We start from the raw sequence: 23,301 nt of genomic DNA, 5'->3' as shown, positions 1-23,301 counted from the left end.
CCGGCCCCTTCGTGTCCACTCCCTCCTTCGTGCCCGCCTCGTCCGAGGCCGCCTCTCGCGCCAGCCGGCTCCTCACCGGCTTCGCCGCCGCGCTGTGCGTGATGTTCCTGGCGTCCGGCCCGCTGTCGGCCGTGAGTCCCCAGCTGGGCGCTCCGCGCACCTGGCAGTACGTGCTCCACCCGCTCTTCCTGGTGGGGCTCATCGGCTCCCGGGCCGTGGATGGGCTCGCCGAGGCCCGCCTCTCGCGCGCCTGGCGCAACGCAGCGCTCGCCTGCGCCGGGGTGTGGTGCCTCGTCTGTCAGGTGTGGAAGTACCGCTCGTTCGCCGTCAACGGCGTGGACTTCAGCATCTTCGATTGGATGCTCTTCAGCACGAACCATGGGCGGTTCATGTACTCGCCCATCTACGACGTGAATCACTTCGGCATCCATCCCTCGTACGTGCTGCTGCCCTTCGTGCCGCTGCACCGGCTCTGGGAGAGCCCGCTGCTGCTGTGCATCACCACCGCCCTCGTGGTGTGGGCCTCGCTCATCCCCCTGTGGCGGCTCGCGATGCGGTTGGTGGGCAGCGAGGCCATCGCCCTGCTCGCGGCAGTGGCCTTCCTCACCAGCCCGTGGGTGGGCGCGCTGCTCGATGGCGGCTTCCGCCCCGAGGTCTTCTACCCGGTGTTCGGCCTCACCCTGGTGCTGGGCTGGGTGGAGCGCCGGCCCGCGGTGTGGATTGCCGCCCTGGTGGGCTTCCTCTCCATCAAGGAGGACGCGGCCTTGCATGCCTCGGCGCTCGCGCTGGGGACGCTGGTGTTCGACCGGAAGCGGTGGCGCCCGGCGCTCGCGGTGCTCTCCGTGAGCGTGGCGCTGTTCATCGTCAACACGCGCGTCGTCCAGCCGTGGGCGCTCGCGCAGACGGGGCATGGGCTGCCGACCTACGTTGGCTTCTGGGGGCAGTACGGCGGCTCACCGCCGGAGATCGCCCTCAACATGCTCCGCTCGCCGGGGCGGGTGCTGCGCGACGTGCTCACCTCCGGCTGGTACAAGCTGTTCATTCCGGCGTTGCTGCTGCCCCTGCTCTCGCGCCAGCCGCTGGTGGCGATGCTGCCCACGCTCTTCATCCTGGGCAGCGCGTCGTACCCCAAGATGCACGACTACCGGATGTACTACCCGGTGACGCTCCTGCCCTTCTTCTTCTGGGGGCTGCTGGAGGCGTACCGGCACCTGGATCGCCCGGGGTTGCCGGCCCCGCGCCGGCTGCTGCTGTGCGCCGTGGCCCTGCTGTCCTTCCCGTTGTGGGGAGGCGCGTACGTGCGCTTCGGTCCGCCGAGGACGCGGGTGCTGGACGCGCTGGAGCGAGCGACCGGGAATCTGCGGACGGAGGCGCCCCCGGTGTTCTACGCGCAGACGGTGCTCTTCCCGCACCTGTCCTACGCGCTGTCCCCGCTGCCCTTCCTGGATGCCGCGAGCACCACGCGGCCGGGCGCGGTGGTGCTGGTCAACCCGGAACTGGACACCTTCCCGTTCTCCCGCGAGGCCCTGGCGGAGAGAGTGGCGGACGCGGAGCGGCGCGGCGAGGTGGAGCACCTGGACGAGGGCTTCATCCTGCTGCGCCCGCGGTAGTCCGGGGCTCGCGCGGGTGCCCTCAGCTGCGCTCGGGCACGCGCTCGCGCTCGAGCACCAGCGGCGTCCAGCTCGCGCCGAGCCGGAGGCGGGGCACGGTGACGCTGCCATCCGAGCCCGCGGTGACGGTGCCGCTGGCCCCGCCGAAGGTCCAACGGATGCGCTCGCCCGGCAGGCACCGGAAGCGCTGCACGCGCCGGGGCGTCACGTCCACCACGGGCGTGTCGGAGACGCCGGGGCCGATGACCGCGCGCAGCGGCAGCTCGAAGCGCGTGTGCGTGTCCACCAGCCGCTGGCTGTCCCAGCGCAGCGAGCGGTTGATCATCCCCACCACGTCTCCATCCCAGCCCGTGTCCCCGGGCACCTTCGGGTCACCCGCGTAGCCGGAGTCGTTGCGCCACGGCTGGCGCCCGTTGCCCCCGCTGCCCGGGTTGCCGTCCCAGGAGGAGTGACTGAAGGCCGGGAAGGCCAGGTCCCCGCGCAGGAAGGTGTGGGCGTCCTTGAGGGGGCTCCAGCCGAGGTCCCACCAGCGCTGGCCCAGCCACGGATCGGCCTCCACGTGCCCACCCTCGTCCCAGACGGCGACGTGGCCGATGTGCCGCGTCTGCAGCGTCTCGTAGAAGGAGGCACCGGTGAGCGAGCTGGGCCCCACCACGGAGCCGAAGTGGATGATGGGGTCATCCTTGCCGTGCTGCAGGATGAGGAACTGCGAGCGGGCCTCGGGCTCGTCGCGCAGGGCGCGCGTCAGGTCCAGGCGGCTCCAGACGCCCAGGCCGTCCGCGTCCGGCACCTCCTCCTCGGGCATGCCCCACAGGGAGGAGAGCTGCGCCAGCCGCCAGGGCCGGTGCGCCCGCGCCACCGGCTGCGCGTGCCGGGCATACACGCCCGCGAAGTGCCGCGCGTTGAGCAGGCCGAGCGCCAGCGCGCCCGCGCCGCCCATGGAGTCTCCCTCCAGGAAGACGCGCCTGGCATCCGCTCCGGGATGGTGGCGCAGCACCCACTCCAGCAGCGCCAGCACCCGGCGCGCGGTGTACGGCGGCACGGCGCCCTCCAGGGCCGGCCCCTGGGGCAGGCGCTCGGAGTAGCCCCACCAGTACGTGAGGTCGGGGTCGCTCGGCTCGATGATGAAGCGGTCCGGGGACATCTGGGGCGTGGGCGGCCAGTTGCCCACGCCGTGCAGGCGCACCGTCACGGGCATGGGGTAGGCGGCCGAGGAGGCGAGCGGCACCGTCACCACCGCCGGGAAGGTGCGCCCCGCGTAGCCGGGGCTGTCCAGCCACGCGTCCGTGGGCTGCTCCAGCGTCAGGCGCAGGACTCCGGACAGCTCCTCCTGGTGGAGGATGCGCGGCTCGGGCGGGCGCACGGTGTCGAGCACCGTGAGCGTCATCCGCGCCTGGGTGGTGCTCTGTCCGTCCGTGGCGGTGAAGGTGACGTCCTGGTGCCAGCCGCCCTGGATGAAGTCGGGCCGGAAGGTGAGCGTGCGAGCGGGCTCGTCCCAGAGCGCTCCCGGCGGCAGTCCGTCCACGAAGACGCGCGTCCGCCCCTGTCCACCCTCCACCCGCACCGTGACACGCAGCTCCTCCTCCTCGTTCACGGACTGGACGGGAGGCACATGCAGCATGAGCGGCTTGGGGCCGGTGGGCAGCAGGGGTTCCACCTCGGATTGCGCCGAGGCGGACCGGGGCGAGCCCCCCAGCAGCAGGGTGAGCAACACCAGCGCCATCGCCAGGTGCCGCGGATTGCAAGACCGGACCATCCCCACCCAACGCATCGTGCAACACCCTCTGGGGCGGCTCCCGAGGAGAGCGTGTCTCCCGAGCCGCGTGACGAAGCCCTGATGTGCCTTTCAGCAAACCGCGTGCCTCTGACACGCTCGCGAACCGACGGGCCGAGGCGGCTGTTCCCGACGTCTCCCTCCGTGCCTCATCCTCAGGGGTGGTTGGGGTGCAGCCGGTGCCGCCACCCGGAGCGCCGGGAGGTGAGCTCCCGGTTCTCGAAGAGCTTCACCAGCACGAGCCCCGCGACGAAGCCACCCACGTGCGCCCACACAGCGACTCCGCTGCCGCCCGCGGCGTCGATCTGATTGAGCTGGGGCAGGCCGGTGATGACTTGGAGGCCAAACCAGTACAGGAGCACCACCCAGGCGGGCAGGGGGATGATGCGGATGATGATGATGAAGATGAAGAGCATGTTCACCCGCACGCGCGGGTAGAGGATGAGGTAGGCCCCCATGATTCCGGAGATGGCGCCCGAGGCGCCCACCATGGGGACGGGCGAGGAGGGGTCCACCAGCACCTGCGCGGCGGCCGCGGCCAGGCCGCAGACGATGTAGAAGACGAGGAAGCGCAGCCGGCCCATGCTGTCCTCGACGTTGTTGCCGAACACCCAGAAGAAGAGGCAGTTGCCCAGGATGTGACCCCAGCTCCCGTGGAGGAACATGGAGGTGAGGGGCGTGAGGCGGTTGATGGGCTCCTGGTCGATGACACACGCCAGTCCATCTCCGAGGGGCACGGCGAGGCCCACCCGGGCCAGCCCGGTGAGCTCACCCGGGACGAGCCCGAGGTTGCACACGCTGGAGACCAGGGCCAGGGCATTGAGCCCGGCGCCCTGGATGAAGACCCAGGTGGCGCCGATGGCGGCGAGCAGCAGCCAGGTGACTAGCGGAGCGCGGAGTGTGGGGTTGTCGTCGCTGATGGGAATCATCGAGGGGCACCATCATGTCCACGACGGGGTGGCGAGGCACGGATTTCGGCGGGCGTGTATGGCGGCGGACGTCCCGTCCCGGGGCCCGCTTCCTCGCGGGGAGGGGCGGACCTAGCTGTTGCGCATGGAATCCATCATGCCCCGCCTCATCCCGTTGCCCGGCCTGCGCGTGCAAGCGCTGGAGGCCGGTCCCGCCGACGGTCCGCTCGTGCTGCTGCTCCACGGTTTTCCCGAACTGTCCGAGAGCTGGCGCGAGGTGCTCCCCCGGCTGGCCGAAGCTGGCTTCCGCGCCGTCGCGCCGGACCTGCGCGGCTATGGCGGCACGGATCGGCCCGAGGGGGGCTACGACCTCGACACGTTGGCGAACGACGTCGTGCAGCTGGCACGGCACCTCCAGCCTGGGCGGCCCGTGCACCTGGTGGGGCACGACTGGGGCGGGCTGATCGCCTACCACGTGGCGGCCATGCATCCGGAGGTGGTGGACCGGCTGGCCGTCATCAACGCTCCGCATCCGAGCAAGATGGCGCGGCAGCTGTTGAATCCCGCGCAGCTCGTGCGCTCCTGGTACATGTTCGCCTTCCTGATCCCCTACCTGCCCGAGCGCGTGCTCTCCGCGGGAGGGGGCGCCCTGGTGCCGCACCTCATCCGGAGGGCGATGGTGGACCCGTCGCGCGTGCCGCTGGGCCGGCTGGCGGAGTACGAGGCCAACTTCTCGCGGACCGGGGCGGCGCGCGCGGCCATCGCCTATTACCGCGAGCTGTTCCGCCGAAACTTCACCCCGCGAGGACTGCGGCGGATGAGGAGCTACCCGCGCATCCGCGCGCCCTTCCTGCTCATCTGGGGCGATCAGGACAGCGCGTTGCGCAAAGCGTTCACGAAGGGGCTGGAGCCGTACTTCGAGCAGCCGCCCGCGGTGCAACACCTGCCCGAGGAGGGCCACTTCGTGCCGCTGGAGGCACCGGAGAAGGTGGCGGCGCTCCTCGTCGAGCACTTCACCGTGGGCCGTCCGGAGGAGGCCTGGGGCGTGTCCGCGGACTCGGTGGCGGAAGTGTACGAGGAGAGCCCGCCGCCTCCGGCGTGAAGAATCCTGGCTCGAGCGCGCCGGCCTTGCTTGTGGAGCGCGGACTCCGCGATGGAGACTCACGGCCTGGTCCGAGTGCCTCCTGCCAGTGATGCTTCCATTCGTGAGATCGCCGCTTCTACCTTCTCGAAGGCCCTTCGTGCATGGGGACGGACATCCGTCTGGCTCTGTCCTCCTGCTCCTGGTTGCACTGGTTCTGCTGACCGGGTGTGCAACGGGCCATCCGCGTGGGAGTCAGCTGAGTGGCTTTGGTATGCACTCACGGCCTGCCTCGTTCGGGCTGATGCAATCGGCTCCCCCGGTCGAGCTGGTGGAGGGGTCGGGCGGGGCGGGCGGCTTCCCCGGGAAGAAGGCTGAAACCCTTCAACTCGTGCGGGATGCAAGTTGCCAGGAGGAGGGTGCACGGCCCCCAGGCTGGCCTTCCATGTCATCCAGCCAGGAGGTGCTTGCCCCCTTTCTGGCGTGTGCCTCGCCAGCGGAGTTCATCGCGTTGCAGCGCGAGGTGGATATGGCCCGGCTGGTGGAGGGGCTGGATGGCTGGTCCGCCGTCCGGCTCGGCTCCCTGGGGCCTCTGCGCGATGGCTCAGATGCTCTCAACCGTAAACGCGCCGCGTTCCTCTTCACCGCCACCCGGGAGTACGGCGCCGCCAGAGCCGAGTTGTTTGCTCTTTTCATCATCCACTCGGCGTTCACCGATGATTTGCACCAGGTGCTCCTCTTGCTCGCCCGAGACAAACACCTCGCGGAAACCCTGGGGCGGATGGGCGCTGTTGGCGAGGCGCTGCGGCAGCGGGGCCTGAACCTCGGGGACTACAAGGATCGTCCCGAGCATCTGGGTGACGTGGCCCGGGGTCTGGCCAGCGCTGCCAACGAGGCCCTGTCCACCAGCGAGCTGCGCCGGGGCGCCCTGGCCATGAAGTACGACACGCAGCGAGGGCAACTGCCTCCGCTCTACCAGCAGGCTCTCGACGAGGTGGAGCGGGCGGAGTTGGAGCGAGCCTTCTCACCGGAAAGCGTGGCGCTGGGGAGTCTTGACGCGCTGACGTTCGGTGTACCGGTGGGCTTCTTCAACCTGGTGGCTGGCACGTGTCATGGGGTGTACTCGCTGTCCCAGGGCCAGTACGAGCAGGCCACGCGCGAGCTGTCGGCCGCGACGGTGCTGGTGGCCTTGTACGCTGGCGGTAAGGGGGCGCGTTACCTCTCCGAGGGCAAGGGGCCCGGATGGCGACGGGTGGGGCAACTCCAGGTACCGGAACTGGGATTCGAGGGGCTGGCGGAGGTAGCGGAGCGGTTGTGGATGCGGCTGGGGAGGGACGGCATTCATCAGCTGGCCAGGCACATCCAGGCCAGCCGGGAGGCGGCCCTGCTGGTTCACGAAGGGGGAGAGGCTGGCGCCGTGGCCCTCTACGAGGCTCGGGGCAATGTGGCGAGAGCCCAGGCGTGGTTGTCGGAAGCGAAGTCCGAGCGGGCGGGCCGCACTTCGACAACCGAAACTCCCATCCGGAACGCTCATCTGGCGGGAAGGAAGCATCCAGTTACCCATGTTCCGTTCGATGCCGATGGCTACCCCGACTTCAGGGCCGCCGGGGTCGTTGAAGTCGAGGTGAAGATTTCATTCACGGGCTCTCGGGTCAGGGATTTCGCTGCCGCGAACAAGGCAGCGGGATTCAAGGAGACGCCCAAGGGAATGACCTGGCATCACCACCAGGACGGAACGACTCTGCAACTCGTCCCTACGGGAATCCACGCCAGGACGGGACACACCGGCGGTTTCTCGGGAGGTCAATGATGGTTGCTTTGCTGAAGACACGAGAGGGAGGACCTCCTCTCTTCGAGCAAGACGTCAGGTCATTCGAGAAGAAGCATGGCCTTGTTCTTCCCGCCGCCTACAGGGAGTTCTTGTTGGCCACCAATGGCGGGCGCCCTGAGCGAGATCTGCTGACGATCAAAGGTCTCGAGGGCAATTCACTCGGTCGAATCCACGTGTTCTTTGGACTGAGGGACCCTGTCGAATCCTGCAATCTGGATTGGAACCTCGATGTGTTCGGGGATCGCATCCCCTCGGAGTTGGTTCCAATCGCAACGACAGAGGGCGTCGACAAGATCTGTTTGTCGGTGGTGGGTGAGCGAGCGGGCGCGATCTTCTACTGGGATGGACATGCTCGTGCAGGTGAGCGGAGCCTCTACTTCCTGGCCGGTGACTTTGCTTCGTTCCTGTCATCGCTTGACGCAGACGAGCTTTCGCCACGGATGCCAGGGCCCTGACCACTCCATTCAGTCGAAACCGAAATCGAAGTCGAAATCGACGTCGGGGCCGCCTGCATGACCCAGATCGGAGTCACGGTTGGCGGAGCGTCTCTCGGCTTCCGTCGTCTGGGGCCGAGGCGTGCAACTCCGGCAGGCGAGCCCGCCGCGCAGCGCATTCCCCTCGCTATACGGAAAGCGCAGTCCACACCTCACGCACTCGAAGCCCTGGGGCTGTGCCGCGGTGGATGTCTCCTTCCTCTGCTCGGGCCTTGCTCGCTTCCACGGGTGCCCGTCCCGAGGTGTCATCGAGACGTGGCCCCTGGCGAACTCCTCGAGCTCGTCCTCGTCGAGGTAGATGCCACGGCACGCCGTGCACGCCTCCACGGGGATCGCCCCGGGCAGCAGTGCCGGCTCCATCGAGATGCGGCAGAACGCGCAACGACGGGAGGTGTGGCCCCCCATCAGCTCCAGCTCTGCCTTGCGTCCCGCCACCCGGGTGAGCTCGCCGAAGTCGAACCACAGCCCTCCGCACTTCGGGCAGCAGTCGATCTCCACTCCCTTCGCCAGGAAGGGCACCATCGCCACCTCACACCCAGGGCAGATCTTCGATGAAGGCGCCATCCGCCCGCCGACGCTAGCACGCGGCGAGCGACTCACTCCTTCAAGCGGAGCTTCTGGACCAGCTCCCGCGAGCGTCCACGGCGTCTCCGCCTGTTTCGAACAGATTGATGGTTTTCGTTGTCATTGCGTGTGTGGCCGGTGCCGCGGCCATGGCCCGGTGCGTCCGCGCGGTGGCTTGGCGCGAGCGGAGGCCCGTGCTTCAAATCCCTGGCCCCATCTTCCCTCTCAGGAGAGACCCGCACATGACGCTCTCGAAGCGCTCGCCGTGGAGCCTGTCGCTGCTGCTGCTCGCCGTCGCCTCACTCGCCGCCGGATGCGCGGCCGCCCGCCGCGAGGCCTACCTTCAGGAGAAGGCCACGCAGCACGTGTACCGCCAGCCCATCGCCGAGGTGTGGCCGCAGGTGCGCTCCTTCTTGAAGGAGAAGGACCTGCCGCTGCGCGAGGCCCCGGGCGCCTATGAGATCAGCACCGACTGGCACATGGTGGGCGCGCCCTCGTCGCTGGGCACCAACTACGTGCGCTACCTGGTGCGTGGCAAGCAGCCCACCCCGACCATGTCCTCGGTGGAGATCTTCAAGCAGAACCGCACCGAGGCCGGCCAGGGCCCGGTGGACCCCAAGACGGGCGAGCGTCAGCAGATTGGCACCGACACCACCAATCTGGTGCGCGACATGGAGATGGAGTGGGAGCTGATGCAGCGCCTGGCGCCCGAGGACGCCAAGGCGCTGCGCGAGGACGCCGAGAAGTCCATCAAGTAGCCCGCACCGCCCCGCGCGCTCAGTCGCGCAGGGGCAGCTCCACGGTGAGCCCGTCGTAGGCCACCTCGACGGGCCCCTTGTACTCCTCGCGCGCCTGGGCGAGCAGCCGCGCGGGGTCCGTGTCGTGACGGCTGGAGAGGTGCGTGAGGATGAGGCGCCGGGCCCCGGCCTCGCGCGCCACCTGCGCCGCCTCGCGCGCGGTGGAGTGCCGCGTCTCGTGCGCGCGCTCCTGCTCGTCGTCGGAGAAGGTGGACTCGTGGATGAGCAGATCCGCGTCCTTCGCCGCCCGCACCAATGACTGGCAGGGGCGGGTGTCGCCGGAGATGACCAGCCGCCGGCCGGGCCTCGGGTCCCCCACCACCTCGGCGGGACCGATGGTCCGGCCATCCGGCAGCGTCACCGTCTCGCCGCGCTGGAGCTGGCCGTAGACGGGCCCCGAGGGAATCTCCATCGCCTTCGCCTTCTCCAGGTTGAACTTGCCCGGGCGCTCGTCCTCCTGCAGCACGTAGCCCAGCGCGTTGATGCGGTGGTCCACCCCCACCGCGTGCACCGTGTAGCCGCGCCGCTCCACCTTGTCCCCGTCGCGCAGCTCGTGCATCTCCACGGGGAAGGACAGCGACTCCACGCCCAGGTGCACCGCCTGGTTGAGCAGCCGCCGCGCCGGGGGAGGCCCGTAGAGCTGCACGGGCGAGTCGCGCCCCATCATCCCCAGCGTGCGCAGGAACCCGATGATTCCCAGGTAGTGGTCCGCGTGGAAGTGGGTGAAGAAGACGGCATCCACGGTGAAGCCGGTGCCGAAGCGCACCATCTGCCGCTGACTGCCCTCGCCACAGTCGAAGAGGAGCAGATCCGCATCCGCCTTCACCGCGAGCCCCGAGAGGTTGCGGTGCAACGTCGGCTGCGCGGCCGAGGTGCCGAGGAAGGTGAGCCTGAGGATGGACATGCCGGCGCTGCCCACGATTGAAGACCCTCCCGCGCAGCGCCCCAGCGCTGGCGACATGCCCCTTTAGCACGATATAGGCGCGGCCCCCCGTCATGAGCGACTCCCTCACCGTGTCCCCCACGAGCGACCCGCGCCGCGTGCGCGCGGCCGATGGTTCCATCCTCTCCGTGCCCGCCGGCTGGGCCCTGTTGCCCCCGGGTGACGCGGGCCTCACGCGCCGGGTGAAGGCCGCCGGCCCCAGCTGGACGGTGGTGGAGAAGAAGGGCCGCAAGATCTTCTCGCAGGGCGTATGGGCGCCCGAGGCCCACATCACCGCCGCCCGGGCCGCCCTGGAGTCCGAGCGCGCCACCCCCGCCTATGCCCGCAAGCGCGAGGCGGACGTCCGCCGCCGCGAGCGCGAGCAGGCCGAGTACGAGGTGGACTTCGCCAACGCCGTGCTGCGCTTCCTCGCCTTCGCGCCCACCTTCACCCCCCAGGCCAAGCGGCTGGCCGTGGCGGTGTCGGCCCATGCCACCCCCGTGGGCAGTGGCACCGTGGCCCGCACCGAGCGCATCCCCATCGAGCGCCGCGCCGAGGCCGCCGTCATCGCCTGGATGCGACACCAGACGACGGCCTACGACAACCTCTCCATCGCCCGGGTGAAGGGCGCCCGCCGCGAGGTGCGCCGCGAGCTGGCCGAGGTGTCTCGCGCGGTGTTGGACCTGCACCGCCGCGACGTCCCCCACGCGCCCCCCGCGTGCCCCCTGTGCACCGCCCTCGCGCGGCTCGGCGCTCCCACACCGCAGTAGCCCGGCTTTCAGTTGGATAGCCTTGCTGATTGATTCAATAAGTGACACTCGGGCGGTTACTGACCCGTGATTCAGAAACCCCCTGGCGGTTTCTGACCGGCGGGTTAGTAATGCGTCCGTCATGGCTCGTCCCGCGGACCCACATGCCCGTGCAGCGCTCATCGCCGCCGCGCGAACCGAATTCGTGAAGAAGGGCATTCGAGGCGCCCGCATCGAGGACATCACCGCCGCGTGCGGCCTCTCCAAGGGGGCCTTCTATCTGCACTACTCCTCCAAGGAGGCGCTCTTCGGCGAGGTGGTGGGCGAGTTCACGGAGGCGATGAACCGGCTCATCACCCAGCGCAAGGAGGACGCGGATCGCTTCTTCACCGAGCACGGTCCGCTGGAACCGGGTGACGTGACCGAGCGCTCCGAGCGTTACGAGGGCCTGGTGCGCATGAGCACCGATGCGGACCTGCGGACGCTGGAGCTGATGTGGGCCTACCGCGACGTGGTGCACGTGCTCACGCGCGGCTGCCAGGGCACCGAATTCGAGACGGTGATGTGGCAGGTGGTGGAGCACGAGGTGGCGCGGGTGGCGCAGGACTTCCAACGGTTGCAGAGCAACCGCGCCTTCCGCACGGACGTGCCTCCCGAGGTCACCGGCTCGCTGCTCGTGGGCACCTACCTGCTGCTGGCCCAGCGGATGAGCCAGATGGAGCAGAAGCCGGACCTGGCCGCCTGGGCCAGCTCACTGCACCGCCTCATCCTCGAGGGCAGCCTGGCCCCGGGCGTCACCGCCCCGCGCCCCGCCTCGTCGAGGACTCCGAAGACTTCCCCGCGCAGGTCTCCTCCGGCCCGCGCGCTCTCTCGCACCCGCAGCACCCCGAGGTAGGAACGTGAAACTCTCCAGGACGCCTCTCGTCGCCGGGCTCGCCGCCGTGGGCATGGCCGCCACCGCGTTGTCCCTCTCCGGCTGCAAGGCGGACGCCGCTCCGCCCTCCGCCGCCACCAAGGCCGCCACCACCGAGCAGCTCCCCACGGTGACGCTCGCCGCCACCCGCTCGGAGCAGGCCGCGATGCGCGAGGAGGTGACGGGCACGCTCTTCCCCGCCCAGGCCCTGCAGGTGGGCTTCGAGGTGGGTGGCCGCCTGGAGAAGGTGCGCGTGAAGAAGGGCCAGACGGTGCAGGAGGGCCAGGTGCTCGCCCAGCTCAACGTGGAGATCGCCGACGCGCAGCTGGCGCAGGCGCAGGCCGCCGTGGCCGCCGCCGAGGTGAGCGCCGCCATGGCCGCCGACGTGGCCGGTCGCAACGCGAAGCTGCAGGAGCAGGGCAACGTGAGCGACCTGCAGAACCTCACCTCCACCACCCAGGCCCGGCAGGCCCAGGCGCAGCTGCTCGCCGCGAAGGCGCAGCTCGCGCAGGCGCAGGCCGGCCGCCGCAAGCACGACCTGAAGGCGCCCTTCTCCGGCACCGTCACCGACGCGCCCGAGCAGGTGGGCGCCATCGTGGGCCCGGGCGCTCCCCAGTTCGGACTGGAGAACCTGGACTCCCTGCTGCTGAAGACGACGGTGGCCGACTCCACGCGCGCCTACCTCAAGCCGGGCACCAAGGTGCGCGTCGAGGTCGTCGGCGGTGGCGCCTCCACGGACGAGGCCGTCATCCGCACCATCATCCGCTCCGCGGACCCGGCCACCCGCCGCATCCCGGTGGACATCGTGGTGCCCAACAAGGATGGGCGCTTCGTGGCCAACACCCTGGCGCGCGTCATCCTCCCGCTGGGCGAGGCGCAGCAGGCCCAGGTGATTCCCGTCTCCGCGCTGTCGTCCTCGGGCGGGGACCACGTCTACGTGGTGGCCTCCACCGGCGAGGTGCGCCGCGTGGACGTGCAGGTGCTGGAGCGCCGCGTGCGCGAGGTGGTGGTGAAGGCCGCCTCCCCGTTGGACAAGGTCGTCGAATACCCCACGCCGTCCCTCGCCGAGGGTACGCGCGTCTCCGTGAAGTAGGCCTCGAAGGATACCAGGGCGTTTCCCATGCTCCTCAGCGACGTCTCCATCCGCCGGCCCGTCTTCACGGCCATGCTGTCCCTCTGCCTCATCGTCCTCGGGGTGATGGGGTACTCCCGGCTCGGTACCGACCTCTACCCGGACGTGTCCATCCCCGTGGTAGTGGTGAACACCATCTACAAGGGCGCGGGCCCGGGTGAGCTCGAGACCCAGGTCATCAAGCCCATCGAGGATGCCGTCGCCGGCATCAGCGGCGTGGATAAAATCCACTCCTTCAGCCGCGAGAACGTCGGCACGGTGATCGTGCAGTTCAAGCTGTCGGCCAACCTGGACCGGTCGGTGCAGGAGGTGCGCGACAAGGTGTCGGGCGTGGCCAACCGGCTGCCGCAGGACGCGGACACGCCGGTGGTGGGCCGCGTGGACATCTCCGCGGTGGCCGTCCTCACCTACGCGGCGAGCGCGCAGGCGGACTCGCGCACGGTGCGCAAGCTCATCGAGGACAAGCTCAAGCCGGCCCTGGCGCAGCTCGAGGGCGTGGCCGACGTGCGCATCAACGGCGGTGACGTGCGGGAGATCCAGGTGGACATCGACCTGGACAAGGCGCGCGCGGTGGGCGTGTCCCCGATGGACATCTCCCAGCGCATCGGCATGGAGAACCTGGACCTGCCCGCGGGCCGCCTGCAGCTGGGGCCCAACGAGCTGACGGTGCGCTCGCTGGGACAGTTCCGCAACGTGGACGAGCTGCGGCAGCTCCCGGTGGCCCAGAGCCGCACGGGCGCCCAGGTGCGGCTGGAGGAGATCGCCACCATCACCGACGGCGTGGCCGAGCGGCGCACCACCGCGCGCCTCAATGGCAAGGACGCGGTCATCTTCGAGATCGTCAAGCAGCCCGGCTCCAACACCGTGGCGGTGAGCGACGCGGTGAAGAAGGCGCTGGACACCGTGGTGCCCTCCCTGGGGCATGACTTCCAGACCACGCTGCTCATCGACCAGTCCATCCCCATCCGCGAGAACGCCCACGAGGTGTGGATCGCCCTCATCTTCGGCGGCGCGATGGCGGTGCTCATCATCCTGATGTTCCTGTTGGACCCGCGCGGCACCTTCATCTCCTCGCTGGCGCTGCCCACCTCGGTCGTCGGTACGTTCTTCGTGATGTACCTGCTGGAGTACTCGCTCAACCAGATGACGCTGCTGGCGCTCTCGCTGGCCATCGGTCTTCTCATCGACGACGCGGTGGTGGTGCGCGAGGCCATCACCCACCGTCTGGAGCAGGGCGAGGACCCCGTGTCCGCGGCCTCCAAGGGCACGTCGGACGTGGGCCTGGCGGTGCTCGCCACCACGCTCGCCCTGGTGGCGGTGTTCGTCCCGGTGGCCTTCATGCCCGGCATGGTGGGCCAGTTCCTCCAGCAGTTCGGCCTCACCATCTCGGTGGCGGTGCTCATCTCGCTCTTCATCTCCTTCACGCTGGACCCCATGCTGTCCGCGCGTCTGGCGAAGCAGCGCAAGCCAGGCGAGCACCACCAGGAGAACGCGCTGGCCAGCGCCATCCGCCGCTTCCTGGACGAGAGCGAGCGCTTCTACTCGCGCATCCTGCGCTGGGTGCTGGACCACAAGTGGGCGACCGCGGGCATCACCGTGCTGGTGATGGGGCTGTCCTTCGGGGCCGCCAGCCGCCTGGGCGTGGAGTTCCTCTCCCCCGAGGACCGCTCGCAGTTCCTCGTGCAGCTCATCCTGCCGGACGCCTCCAACCTGGAGCAGACGGGGGCTCGCGTGGCGGAGGCCGAGCGGCTCCTCAAGCAGATTCCCGAGGTGACGGACGTCTACTCCATCGTCGGCGACAACGGCGATGTGAACAAGGCGCGCATCCGGGTGCTCACGGTGGAGAAGCACCAGCGCACCCGGGGCATCGATCCCATCAAGGAGCAGGCGCGCGAGATTCTCACGCCCGCGCTGGTCGCCACCCGCGTCATCATGCAGGACCCGCCCATCATCGACGGCCTGGGTGGTGACTTCTATCCCATCATCGTGCGCGTCACCGGTCCGGACCTGGAGAAGATCCGCGAGGAGTCCGAGCGCGTCGCCCAGATTCTGCGCGACATCCCCGGCACCGCGGACGTGCGCGTGGACTTCAATCCGCCCAAGCCGGAGCTGGCCATCGAGATCGACCGGGCCCGCGCCAAGGACCTGGGCGTGAGCGCCGCCGCCCTGGCCATGCAGATGCGTCTGGCCATCGGCGGTGACGTGGCCGCCAAGCTGCGCGAGGGCGTCGACGAGACGGACATCCGCGTCCGCCTCTCCGAGCGCGACCGTGGCACCCCAGAGCGCGTGCGGCAGATTCTGTTGGCCACGCCCAAGGGGCTCGTCCCGGTGTCGGACCTGGCCAAGGTGGAGCTGCGCGATGGCCCGAGCGTCATCGAGCACGAGAACCGCCAGCGGCAGCTCGCCGTCTACGCCCAGCTCCAGGGCGCTCCCCTGGGTGACGTGGCCAAGAAGCTGCGCGAGAAGGTGGCCGAGAAGCCGCTCGCCCCGGGCTACTCGCTCGTCTACGACGGCCAGATGAAGATGATGGCCGAGCAGAACGACGCCTTCGGCACCGCCTTCCTGCTGGCCTTCGTCTTCATCTACATGGTGCTCGCCAGCCAGTTCGAGTCCCTCAAGCACCCCTTCACCATCATGGTGTCCCTGCCGCTCGCCCTGGTGGGCGCGCTGCTGGGTCTGTTCTTCGGCGGCTTCCACGTCTCCATGGGCGCGATGATCGGCATCATCCTGCTGATGGGCCTGGTGACGAAGAACGCCATCCTCCTGGTGGACGGCGCGCTTCAGTACCTGCGCGAGGGTGACTCGGTCGACGAGGCGCTGATGAAGGCCGGCCCCCGCCGCCTGCGCCCCATCCTCATGACGAGCGCCGCCATGGCCATCGGCATGGTGCCCACCGCCATCGGCAAGGGCGTGGGCTCCGAGTTCCGCGCCCCCATGGCCATCGCCGTCATCGGCGGCGTCATCACCTCCACCTTCCTCACCCTGTTGGTGGTGCCCGTGGTCTTCGCCGCCATGGAGAGCCTGGGCTTCTCCAAGCGCGTCCAGAAGAAGGACGAGGCTTCCCCCGTTCCCGTCTCCGAGCAGCAGCCCGGCCGCGCCGCCTGAGCGCGGCCCCCGGGCTCCCCCCTCCTCCGTTCATTCCTCCTATGTCCATCCGAATCGCTGCTGGTTCCGTCCGGCGTCCCCTCTCCCTCGTCCTGCTCGCCGCGCTCTCGCCGCTCGGCGCGCTCGCCCAGGCGCCCTCGGCCCCCGCGCAGTCCGCTCAACCGGCTCCCGCCGCTCCGCCCTCCGCGGCCGCCACTCCCGCGCCCGGCACGCTCCGCACGGTGTCGCTGCAGGAGGCGCTCTCCCTCGCCTCGACGCAGGGCCCGGACGTGGCCGCCGCTCGCGCCCAGTCCGCCGTGGTCGCCGCCGGTGTCCGCCGCGCCTGGACGGCCTGGCAGCCCGAGCTCACGCTCAGCGGCCAGTTCGTCCACTCCAGCGCCGCCGCCGAGCTGGACCTCGGCAGCTTCGTCCAGCTGGTGGGCGGTGTGTTCGCCCTCCAGCCCGTCAACCCCGGCATCATCCCCGCGCCCGTCGTCATCTCGGCGGAGAACTCGCGCTACGCCACGGCGCAGATCTCCCAGCCCCTCTTCACCCCGGCCGGCGTCTTCCTCATCGGCCCCGCCAAGGCCGGCGCCGAGGCCGCGGAGCTGGGTGCCCTCGAGGCCCGTGAGCAGGTGCTGCTGGCCGTGGCGCGCACCTACCTGGGCCTGCAGGGCATCATGCAGATGATGGACGCGGCCCGCGAGGCGGAGCAGGTGGCCCTCCAGCGCGAGGCCGATGCCAAGGCCCAGCTGGGCGTGGGCATGACCGTGGAGGCCTCGCTGCTGCGCGCCCAGGCGGAGACGGCCCAGGCCCGCGTGCAGCTGGCGCAGCTCTCCGGGCAGTACGCGCAGCTGCTGTCTCTGCTGGGGGCCCTCGTGGGCGAGCCCGTGCAGCCCGCCGCCCTGGATACCCCCGGCCCCCAGTGGCAGATTCCCTCCGACGACCAGAGCCCCTGGGAGGACACCTTCGCGGTGCGCTCGGCCTCCAAGGCCGTTCAGGCCAACGAGGGCAAGGTGACCTACGACCGGTTCGCGTGGTTGCCCAGCCTCGCCGCCATCGCTCGCGGCAACTACAACTCCAACGCCGGCTTCACCGGGAAGAACACCACCTACGAGCTCGTCGTCGCCGCCTCCGTGCCCCTTTACGACCGCGGGCAGCGCTACGCCAACCTGCACGAGGACGAGGCCCGCCTGGCCCAGGCCAGGGCGCAGTATGAGTCGGCTCGCGCCAGGGGCCGCGCCAACTGGGTGGCCGCCAAGGCCAACCTCGAGGCCGCCCAGGCCGCCCTCGCCCAGGCCGAGGCCCAGTCGCAGCTCGCCGCCCGCGTCCAGCAGCAGGTGGCCGCCGCCTTCAAGGCCGGCGTCGCCACCAGCCTCGAGATGTCCGACGCCGACACCCGGCGCTTCCTCGCCGCCAGCGCCGCCGCCCAGTCCCGCGCCACCCTGGAAATCCGCCGCGTCGAGCTCGTCGCCGCCGCCGGCCGCATCGCCTCCTCGCTCGAGCAGGCGGAGTCGCAGCAGCAACAGTGAGCCCGGACTCGCCCTCGGAGCCGGGGTTGCTCGCGGTCGACCTCGGCCTCCGCTCGGGGCTCGCTCTGTTCGGCTCCGACGGGCGCCTGCGCTGGTACCGCTCGCAGAACTTCGGCTCCCAGTCCCGGCTCAAGCGCGCCGTGCCCTCCGTGCTTCACTCCGCCGGGCCCCTCGCGTGGCTGGTTCTGGAGGGCGGCGGGCCCATCGCCGAGGTGTGGGAACGTGAGGCCGCTCGGCGCGCGCTCCCCGTGCTCCGTGTGTCCGCCCAGGACTGGCGCTCACGCCTCCTGTACGCCCGCGAGCAGCGCACCGGGGGCCTCGCCAAGGACGCCGCCGATGGGCTCGCTCGCCGGGTCATCGAGTGGTCCGGTGCCCCCAGGCCTACCTCGCTCCGGCATGATGCCGCCGAGGCTGTGTTGCTCGGGTTGTGGGCCGCCCTCGAGGTGGGGTGGTTGGAACAGGTTCCCCCCGAGGTTCGCAGGTAGCGGCACGGTGGGGAGCACGGGCTCGCGTACCCTCACCCCGTCCCTCTCCCGGAGGGAGAGGGGTCAGGCTCGCTTGGAGCTTTCTCCCGTTACCACCGCTGAGCCGATCAGGTGCGCCAGTCGCAATGCCTCCGGTACGTGTCCTCGATCCGTGAGGCGTTTCAGTGCCTCCGTTACCCACTCCGGCTCCGCTCCCTGTACCTGGAACGTGAAGCCTCCCTGTTGATGGATGGGGCCCGCTCGCCTCAGCAACTCCAGCCTCCGCTCCGCTCGCGGCAGGTGGCGCAACGCTCGCTCCACCGCCTCCAGGTCCGGCATTCGCCTCATGACCGCCACACATGGCTTCTTCAGCTCGTGCGCCAGCCGCGGCAGGTCCACCACGTTGAAGCCTCCGAACGCGATTCCATCCAGCAGCACCAGGTGGAGTTGCGGCAGGAACTTGCCCCCCACCAGCAGCCGGCTCACCTCGCTCGTCGCCGTCCACCCGTCCTTGCGCACCTGTCCCCAGACCAGTCCCTCGAATCGAGTTCCTCCGCACACCACTCCCACCAGCGGCACCTTCGCGCCTGGGCGTTTCTTGAACGGGGCGTCATCGAAGCCGATGACTCGGGGCAGGGGCGGCAGGCGCATCGACGAAGACCCTCACCACCAAAAGCAAGAGCCCGACCTTCTCGAAGAAGGTCGGGCTCCAGGATTCATCCGGGGTACGGACTACCCGGCGGCGCGCACGTTCTGCGCCTGCAGGCCCTTCGGGCCCTTGGTGACCTCGAACTCCACGCGCTGGCCCTCGGCCAGGGTGCGGAAGCCATCCATGTTGATGGCCGTGTGGTGGCAGAACACGTCCTCACCACCGCCGTCCTGCGTGATGAACCCGAAGCCCTTCGCGTCGTTGAACCACTTGACAGTACCAGTTGCCATGAATCGTTCTTCTTTCGTTACCAGGCGGCAGCTACCGCCTTCTCGGCCCGGACTTGAGCCGGAAGGCAAGGCGTAGTCCGTCCCATCCAAAATGTCGAGAGGGCGTCCAACCCGAGTGTTCAGGTTCGTGCAGCGTTGATGCCCGACTCCAGCGCGTCCACGTCCGCCGAGCTCAGCTCCAGCTTCTCTCCCGTGGGCACATCGTACGGCGCGCGGCCCACCTGCTTCGTGCCGAGCTTCGGGAAGACGGGCGCCAGCACGTAGTTGCTGAAGCAGAACCAGAAGAAGCTGCCGTGGATGAGCTGCGGGTTGATCTGCGGCGCGATCTTCTCGTGCGCCTCGCGCAGCATGCTCCAGTGCGCGCCCGGCATCTCGTGGTGCGCCGCGTGCAACCCGTTGTTGAAGAGCAGGAAGTTGATGAGCTTCCCGTCGAAGTTGCGCGAGTGGTCGTGCTCGCTCCACGGATCCGCGTGCACGTGCTGGATGTAGTTGAAGAACATGATCGTCCACAGCGCGAAGAGCGCCGGGATGAGGAACGCGAAGCCCCACACCTTCAACCCCTGCAGCGGTCCGTGCCACGCGATGGCCAGCCCCAGCAGCGCCAGGTGCAGGCCCGCCCACGTCATGTACTGGGTGACGATCTGCCGGAAGAGCGTGGGGTTCGACTGACGCGCCTTGCCGATGTACTGCTTGATGGGATCGCTCTGCCAGTAGGACGAGACGAAGAAGTACGTGAAGGCCACCCACCAGTTGTGCTTCGTCGTGTAGCGCCAGGTGATGGTCGCATCCCCCGCCTTGTTCACGTACTTGTGGTGGTTGAGGTTGTGCGTCGGCACCCAGGCGAACGTGGGGTAGCCATAGAAGTGCGCCAGCCAGAGACTCATCAAGAAGTTGAGCCGCCGGTTCTTGAAGGTGGGGCAGTGGTTGTGGTTGTGCGCGATGACGCCAGCGCTCAGCGCCAGGTAGCAGCCGAGCGGGCTGAGATAGGGGATGAGCGTGGGATTGACGTACTGCGCCATAGCCACGATGGGCATGGCGACGCACCACAGGAGCGTTCTGTAATCAGCGGTGTAGCGGAGGCTCATGGCCGGGGAGGCTACTCGGACCCTCGTTGGGACATCTAGGACTCTTTCCGCCACGGGATTGGCTCTTGCCCACCGAGCGGGCATGTGCTCCTGGACGCCGGAGCAGGTGGGCGTGACTACCCTCCACCTGGGAGGTAGCGGCCCATGAGTTCCAGTCCCGTTCCCCAACCCCGAGGCGCCACCGTGCGCGGCGCGCTGGAGGCCGAGCTGTCCTCGGCTCCGGAAACGGGGCTCACCGCCAAGGAGCTCTCGGCCCTGGTGGGCATCTCCGAGAAGGACGTGGCCGGGCACCTGGAGCACCTGGAGAAGTCCCTGCGCGCCGGTGGCGCCGCGCTGGAGGTCATCCCCGCCGAGTGTCTGGCCTGTGGCTTCGTCTTCCGCGACCGCAAGCGCCTCACCCGGCCCGGCTCCTGCCCCGAGTGCCGCTCCACCCGCATCGACCCGCCCGCGTTCCGCATCCGCTGAGGCCTCCAGCCGAGGCCTCCCCAAAAGCGAAGCGGCGGGAAGCCCGGAGGCTCCCCGCCGCTCGTGTGTCCCGAGGGGGCCGCGAGGGCCCCCGGGTAACTGACTAGGCCGGCTTCACGCCCGGCTTGCTGCCCTCACCGGCGATGGCGGCCATCGGGGTCTCGATGCGCATGCCGTAGAAGGAGCGGTACACGAACACCATCGAGGCGATGAAGAAGATGCCCGCGAACACCCGGGTGATGGTGCCCTGGCCGGCCGCGCTCAGCTCCACCGACAGCTCCACCGCCAGCAGGCCGAAGAGCGTGGTGAACTTGATGACCGGGTTGAGCGCCACGGACGAGGTGTCCTTGAACGGGTCGCCCACCGTGTCGCCCACGACCGTGGCCGCGTGCAGGTCCGTGCCCTTGGCCTTCAGCTCCGTCTCCACCAGCTTCTTCGCGTTGTCCCACGCGCCACCGGCGTTCGCCATGAAGACGGCCTGGTACAGGCCGAACACCGCGATGGAGATGAGGTAGCCCACGAAGAAGTACGGCTCGAGGAACGCGAACGCCAGGGTGCTGAAGAACACACCCAGGAAGATGTTGAGCATGCCCTTCTGCGCGTACTGGGTGCAGATCTCCACCACGCGCTTGGAGTCGCTCACGCTCGCCTTCTCCACGCCCTCCAGCTTGATGTTGGCCTTGATGAACTCCACCGCGCGGTACGCGCCCGTGGACACCGCCTGCATCGACGCGCCGGAGAACCAGTAGATGATGGCGCCGCCGGTGACGAGGCCGAGCAGGAACGGGGCGTGCAGCAGCGACAGGTTGGCCGCGTTGGCCGCGTTCAGCGAGCGGAAGCCGTCCGGGCCCACCGTGATGCCCACCAGGATGACGATGATGGAGAAGATCATCGTCGTGGCGCCCACCACCGCGGTGCCGATGAGCACCGGCTTGGCCGTGGCCTTGAAGGTGTTGCCCGCGCCGTCGTTCTCCTCGAGGTACTCCTTGCCCTTCTCGAAGTCCGGGGTGAAGCCGAAGTCCTTCTGGACCTCCGCCTTCACGTTGGGGACGTTCTCGATGAGCGACAGCTCGTACACGCTCTGCGCGTTGTCCGTCACCGGGCCGTACGAGTCCACCGCGATGGTCACAGGGCCCATGCCCAGGAAGCCGAAGGCCACCAGACCGAAGGCGAACACCGCCGGGGCGATCATCAGCGTGTTGGGGATGTCGAGGCTGAAGAAGTAGGCCCCACCCATCAGCGCCGCGATGATGATGCCCATCCAGTAGGCGGAGAAGTTACCGGCGACCAGGCCCGAGATGACGTTGAGCGACGCACCACCCTCGCGGGAGGCCGTGACGACCTCGCGCACGTGGCGGCTCTCGGTGGAGGTGAAGACCTTGATGGCCTCGGGGATGATGGCGCCCGCCAGCGTGCCGCAGGTGATGATGGCCGACATCTTCCACCACAGCGTCGGGTCACCGGCCAGGTTCGGGATGAGCAGGTAGGACACCAGGAACGTCAGCGCCACGGACACGATGGACGTCAGCCACACCAGGAACGTGAGCGGGTGCTCGAAGTTCATGTGGTCCGCCGTCTTGTACTTGCCGCCCTGGATGATGCCGTTGAGGCCGTAGGAGCCCAGCGAGGCCAGCACCATCACGATGCGCATCATGAAGATCCACACGAGCAGCTGGACCTGGTACTCCGCGCCCGGCACCGCCAGGAGGATGAAGGTGATGAGCGCCACGCCCGTCACGCCGTAGGTCTCGAAGCCGTCGGCCGAGGGGCCCACCGAGTCACCCGCGTTGTCACCCGTGCAGTCGGCGATGACGCCCGGGTTGCGCGCGTCGTCTTCCTTGATCTTGAAGACGATCTTCATCAGGTCCGAGCCGATGTCGGCGATCTTCGTGAAGATACCGCCCGCGATGCGCAGCACCGAGGCGCCCAGCGACTCACCGATGGCGAAGCCGATGAAGCACGGGCCCGCGAAGTCGGCCGGGACGAACAGGAGGATGATGAGCATCAGCAGGAGCTCGGTGGAGATGAGCACCATGCCGATGGACATACCGGCCTGCAGGGGGATGGCGTAGGTGGGGTAGGGCTTGCCACGCAGCGACGCGAAGGCCGTGCGGCTGTTGGCGAAGGTGTTCACCCGGATGCCGAACCAGGCCACGCCGTAGCTGCCCGCGATGCCGACGAGGCTGAAGATGAGGATGGTGATGACCTTGATGGCCTCCATGTGCCGCAGGAAGCCGAAGTACACCACCATCACCGCGCCAATGAGCACCTCGAGGATGAGGATGAACTTGCCCTGGGTGACGAGGTACGTCTTGCAGGTCTCGTAGATGAGCTCGGAGATCTCGAGCATCGACTTGTGCACGGGCAGCTGGCGCAGCGCCGTGTACTGCATGAAGCCGAAGATGAGGCCGAAGATGGCCACGGCGATGCCGGCCAGCAGCAGCGAGTGGCCGTTGAGGCCGCCCACGAAGGTGACCGAACGGAAGTCCGGCAGGACGAGGTCCGCCTCGCTCGCGCGGGCGGTGCTGCCGACGAGCAGCGTCAGGAGTCCGAGGACTCCCGCGAGCTTGCCGGTGATGCTCGACAGAGCATCCAGCCGCGAAATGGATTTCATGGAGTGCAACTCCTCAGAAAGAGTGTCGAGGGGTTGGCCGTCTGCGAGAGGGGGTCCGCTCGCCGACGCTTCAGCACAGCCTCGCCCTTCAGGGCCAGAGAGTGCGCCTGAAGGCGGCCCGCGTGTACCACGGCCCCGGTAGGGAAGTCGAATTCCGGGAAGACGGAGTGTCAGGCCAACCCCTTGACGACAGCCCACAACCCCTCTCCCTCCGGGAGAGGGACGGGGTGAGGGTAATGGGAGGACCCGGGTTCAGCCCTCTCCCCCTGGGAGAGGGACGGGGTGAGGGTATTGAGGGCCCGTTTCACGTGACTCTTATCCACCGGGTAAGTCTGGCTTACGA

20 protein-coding genes are annotated in these 23,301 nt (G+C 69.0%); 12 read left to right on the top strand and 8 right to left on the bottom strand.

Annotated features, from left to right (window positions below; genetic code table 11):
- The first annotated feature begins 11 nt into the window (after positions 1-11).
- On the top strand, positions 12-1,610 hold the full coding sequence (locus tag JRI60_RS46030; protein ID WP_204222433.1) for a DUF2079 domain-containing protein: 1,599 nt from the start codon (positions 12-14) through the stop codon (positions 1,608-1,610).
- A 22-nt stretch (positions 1,611-1,632) separates the two neighbouring features.
- Here JRI60_RS46030 and JRI60_RS46025 read toward each other — a convergent pair whose 3' ends face one another.
- The gene (locus JRI60_RS46025; RefSeq protein ID WP_204222432.1) at positions 1,633-3,366 is read right to left on the bottom strand and encodes a hypothetical protein; all 1,734 of its coding nucleotides are present in this window, start codon (positions 3,364-3,366) and stop codon (positions 1,633-1,635) included.
- 173 nt (positions 3,367-3,539) lie between these two features.
- Positions 3,540-4,313 (bottom strand): rhomboid family intramembrane serine protease, encoded by a 774-nt coding sequence (locus JRI60_RS46020; protein WP_204222431.1) that lies wholly within the window; start codon positions 4,311-4,313, stop codon positions 3,540-3,542.
- A 136-nt stretch (positions 4,314-4,449) separates the two neighbouring features.
- Between JRI60_RS46020 and JRI60_RS46015 the strand changes: the two genes are divergently transcribed.
- The 3 genes from JRI60_RS46015 (at position 4,450) to JRI60_RS46005 (ending at position 7,659) form a co-directional block, all read left to right on the top strand.
- Positions 4,450-5,394 carry an alpha/beta fold hydrolase gene (locus JRI60_RS46015; RefSeq protein ID WP_239470115.1) on the top strand — a complete coding sequence of 315 codons (945 nt, stop codon included), beginning with the start codon at positions 4,450-4,452 and terminating at the stop codon, positions 5,392-5,394.
- Between the two features lie 424 nt (positions 5,395-5,818).
- Positions 5,819-7,183 (top strand): HNH endonuclease, encoded by a 1,365-nt coding sequence (locus JRI60_RS46010; RefSeq protein WP_239470114.1) that lies wholly within the window; start codon positions 5,819-5,821, stop codon positions 7,181-7,183.
- Positions 7,183-7,659: an SMI1/KNR4 family protein gene (locus JRI60_RS46005; RefSeq protein ID WP_204222428.1), complete on the top strand. Its 477-nt coding sequence runs from the start codon at positions 7,183-7,185 to the stop codon at positions 7,657-7,659. Before JRI60_RS46010 ends, JRI60_RS46005 begins: the two co-directional genes overlap by 1 nt.
- Positions 7,660-7,668: 9 nt before the next feature.
- On the opposite strand, the gene JRI60_RS46000 is transcribed toward JRI60_RS46005, so the two are convergent.
- Positions 7,669-8,262, bottom strand: a complete 594-nt coding sequence (locus JRI60_RS46000) for a zf-TFIIB domain-containing protein (RefSeq protein ID WP_204222427.1) — start codon at positions 8,260-8,262, stop codon at positions 7,669-7,671.
- A 242-nt stretch (positions 8,263-8,504) separates the two neighbouring features.
- Here JRI60_RS46000 and JRI60_RS45995 point away from each other — a divergent pair, with 242 nt between their 5' ends.
- Complete coding sequence (locus tag JRI60_RS45995) at positions 8,505-9,020, top strand: hypothetical protein (protein WP_204222426.1); 516 nt, start codon at positions 8,505-8,507, stop codon at positions 9,018-9,020.
- 19 nt (positions 9,021-9,039) lie between these two features.
- On the opposite strand, the gene rnz is transcribed toward JRI60_RS45995, so the two are convergent.
- Entirely contained in the window at positions 9,040-9,963 is a 924-nt protein-coding gene (gene rnz / locus JRI60_RS45990; RefSeq protein WP_204222425.1) for a ribonuclease Z, read from the bottom strand.
- Positions 9,964-10,055: 92 nt separating this feature from the next.
- Here rnz and JRI60_RS45985 point away from each other — a divergent pair, with 92 nt between their 5' ends.
- From JRI60_RS45985 to JRI60_RS45960, 6 genes are all read left to right on the top strand, one after another.
- Complete coding sequence (locus JRI60_RS45985; RefSeq protein WP_204222424.1) at positions 10,056-10,751, top strand: DUF2293 domain-containing protein; 696 nt, start codon at positions 10,056-10,058, stop codon at positions 10,749-10,751.
- Between the two features lie 121 nt (positions 10,752-10,872).
- Positions 10,873-11,625 (top strand): TetR/AcrR family transcriptional regulator, encoded by a 753-nt coding sequence (locus JRI60_RS45980; RefSeq protein ID WP_204222423.1) that lies wholly within the window; start codon positions 10,873-10,875, stop codon positions 11,623-11,625.
- A gap of 4 nt (positions 11,626-11,629) precedes the next feature.
- On the top strand, positions 11,630-12,736 hold the full coding sequence (locus tag JRI60_RS45975; RefSeq protein WP_239470113.1) for an efflux RND transporter periplasmic adaptor subunit: 1,107 nt from the start codon (positions 11,630-11,632) through the stop codon (positions 12,734-12,736).
- Positions 12,737-12,763: 27 nt separating this feature from the next.
- A complete protein-coding gene (locus JRI60_RS45970) occupies positions 12,764-15,880 on the top strand; it encodes an efflux RND transporter permease subunit (RefSeq protein WP_204222422.1) in 3,117 nt (1,038 codons plus the stop codon).
- A gap of 41 nt (positions 15,881-15,921) precedes the next feature.
- Positions 15,922-17,391, top strand: coding sequence for a TolC family protein (locus tag JRI60_RS45965; RefSeq protein WP_204222421.1), 1,470 nt, complete (start codon positions 15,922-15,924; stop codon positions 17,389-17,391).
- Positions 17,392-17,417: 26 nt separating this feature from the next.
- Positions 17,418-17,876, top strand: a complete 459-nt coding sequence (locus JRI60_RS45960; protein WP_239470112.1) for a hypothetical protein — start codon at positions 17,418-17,420, stop codon at positions 17,874-17,876.
- Between the two features lie 63 nt (positions 17,877-17,939).
- On the opposite strand, the gene JRI60_RS45955 is transcribed toward JRI60_RS45960, so the two are convergent.
- The 3 genes from JRI60_RS45955 to JRI60_RS45945 form a co-directional block, all read right to left on the bottom strand.
- A complete protein-coding gene (locus tag JRI60_RS45955; RefSeq protein ID WP_204222419.1) occupies positions 17,940-18,506 on the bottom strand; it encodes a DUF99 family protein in 567 nt (188 codons plus the stop codon).
- Positions 18,507-18,587: 81 nt separating this feature from the next.
- A complete protein-coding gene (locus JRI60_RS45950) occupies positions 18,588-18,794 on the bottom strand; it encodes a cold-shock protein (RefSeq protein ID WP_108072049.1) in 207 nt (68 codons plus the stop codon).
- A 119-nt stretch (positions 18,795-18,913) separates the two neighbouring features.
- Positions 18,914-19,828, bottom strand: a complete 915-nt coding sequence (locus JRI60_RS45945; protein ID WP_204222418.1) for a fatty acid desaturase family protein — start codon at positions 19,826-19,828, stop codon at positions 18,914-18,916.
- A gap of 195 nt (positions 19,829-20,023) precedes the next feature.
- Between JRI60_RS45945 and JRI60_RS45940 the strand changes: the two genes are divergently transcribed.
- Positions 20,024-20,344 carry a transcriptional regulator gene (locus JRI60_RS45940; protein WP_204222417.1) on the top strand — a complete coding sequence of 107 codons (321 nt, stop codon included), beginning with the start codon at positions 20,024-20,026 and terminating at the stop codon, positions 20,342-20,344.
- 103 nt (positions 20,345-20,447) lie between these two features.
- Here the strand turns inward: JRI60_RS45940 and JRI60_RS45935 are convergent, their stop codons facing one another.
- Entirely contained in the window at positions 20,448-22,958 is a 2,511-nt protein-coding gene (locus tag JRI60_RS45935) for a sodium-translocating pyrophosphatase (protein ID WP_204222416.1), read from the bottom strand.
- Positions 22,959-23,301: the final 343 nt, after the last annotated feature.

This window comes from Archangium violaceum (genome assembly GCF_016887565.1).
GTDB lineage: Bacteria > Myxococcota > Myxococcia > Myxococcales > Myxococcaceae > Archangium > Archangium violaceum_B.
This window is presented reverse-complemented; position numbering and strand designations above follow the sequence as displayed.

Coding starts and splice junctions, on each gene's coding strand:
- JRI60_RS46025 (WP_204222432.1), bottom strand. CDS start 3,366: ATGGTCCGGTCTTGCAATCCGCGGCACCTGGCGATGGCGCTGGTGTTG.
- JRI60_RS46020 (WP_204222431.1), bottom strand. CDS start 4,313: ATGATTCCCATCAGCGACGACAACCCCACACTCCGCGCTCCGCTAGTC.
- JRI60_RS46015 (WP_239470115.1), top strand. CDS start 4,450: ATGCCCCGCCTCATCCCGTTGCCCGGCCTGCGCGTGCAAGCGCTGGAG.
- JRI60_RS46010 (WP_239470114.1), top strand. CDS start 5,819: ATGTCATCCAGCCAGGAGGTGCTTGCCCCCTTTCTGGCGTGTGCCTCG.
- JRI60_RS46005 (WP_204222428.1), top strand. CDS start 7,183: ATGGTTGCTTTGCTGAAGACACGAGAGGGAGGACCTCCTCTCTTCGAG.
- JRI60_RS46000 (WP_204222427.1), bottom strand. CDS start 8,262: ATGGCGCCTTCATCGAAGATCTGCCCTGGGTGTGAGGTGGCGATGGTG.
- JRI60_RS45995 (WP_204222426.1), top strand. CDS start 8,505: ATGACGCTCTCGAAGCGCTCGCCGTGGAGCCTGTCGCTGCTGCTGCTC.
- rnz (WP_204222425.1), bottom strand. CDS start 9,963: ATGTCCATCCTCAGGCTCACCTTCCTCGGCACCTCGGCCGCGCAGCCG.
- JRI60_RS45985 (WP_204222424.1), top strand. CDS start 10,056: ATGAGCGACTCCCTCACCGTGTCCCCCACGAGCGACCCGCGCCGCGTG.
- JRI60_RS45980 (WP_204222423.1), top strand. CDS start 10,873: ATGGCTCGTCCCGCGGACCCACATGCCCGTGCAGCGCTCATCGCCGCC.
- JRI60_RS45970 (WP_204222422.1), top strand. CDS start 12,764: ATGCTCCTCAGCGACGTCTCCATCCGCCGGCCCGTCTTCACGGCCATG.
- JRI60_RS45965 (WP_204222421.1), top strand. CDS start 15,922: ATGTCCATCCGAATCGCTGCTGGTTCCGTCCGGCGTCCCCTCTCCCTC.
- JRI60_RS45955 (WP_204222419.1), bottom strand. CDS start 18,506: ATGCGCCTGCCGCCCCTGCCCCGAGTCATCGGCTTCGATGACGCCCCG.
- JRI60_RS45950 (WP_108072049.1), bottom strand. CDS start 18,794: ATGGCAACTGGTACTGTCAAGTGGTTCAACGACGCGAAGGGCTTCGGG.
- JRI60_RS45945 (WP_204222418.1), bottom strand. CDS start 19,828: ATGCCCATCGTGGCTATGGCGCAGTACGTCAATCCCACGCTCATCCCC.
- JRI60_RS45940 (WP_204222417.1), top strand. CDS start 20,024: ATGAGTTCCAGTCCCGTTCCCCAACCCCGAGGCGCCACCGTGCGCGGC.
- JRI60_RS45935 (WP_204222416.1), bottom strand. CDS start 22,958: ATGAAATCCATTTCGCGGCTGGATGCTCTGTCGAGCATCACCGGCAAG.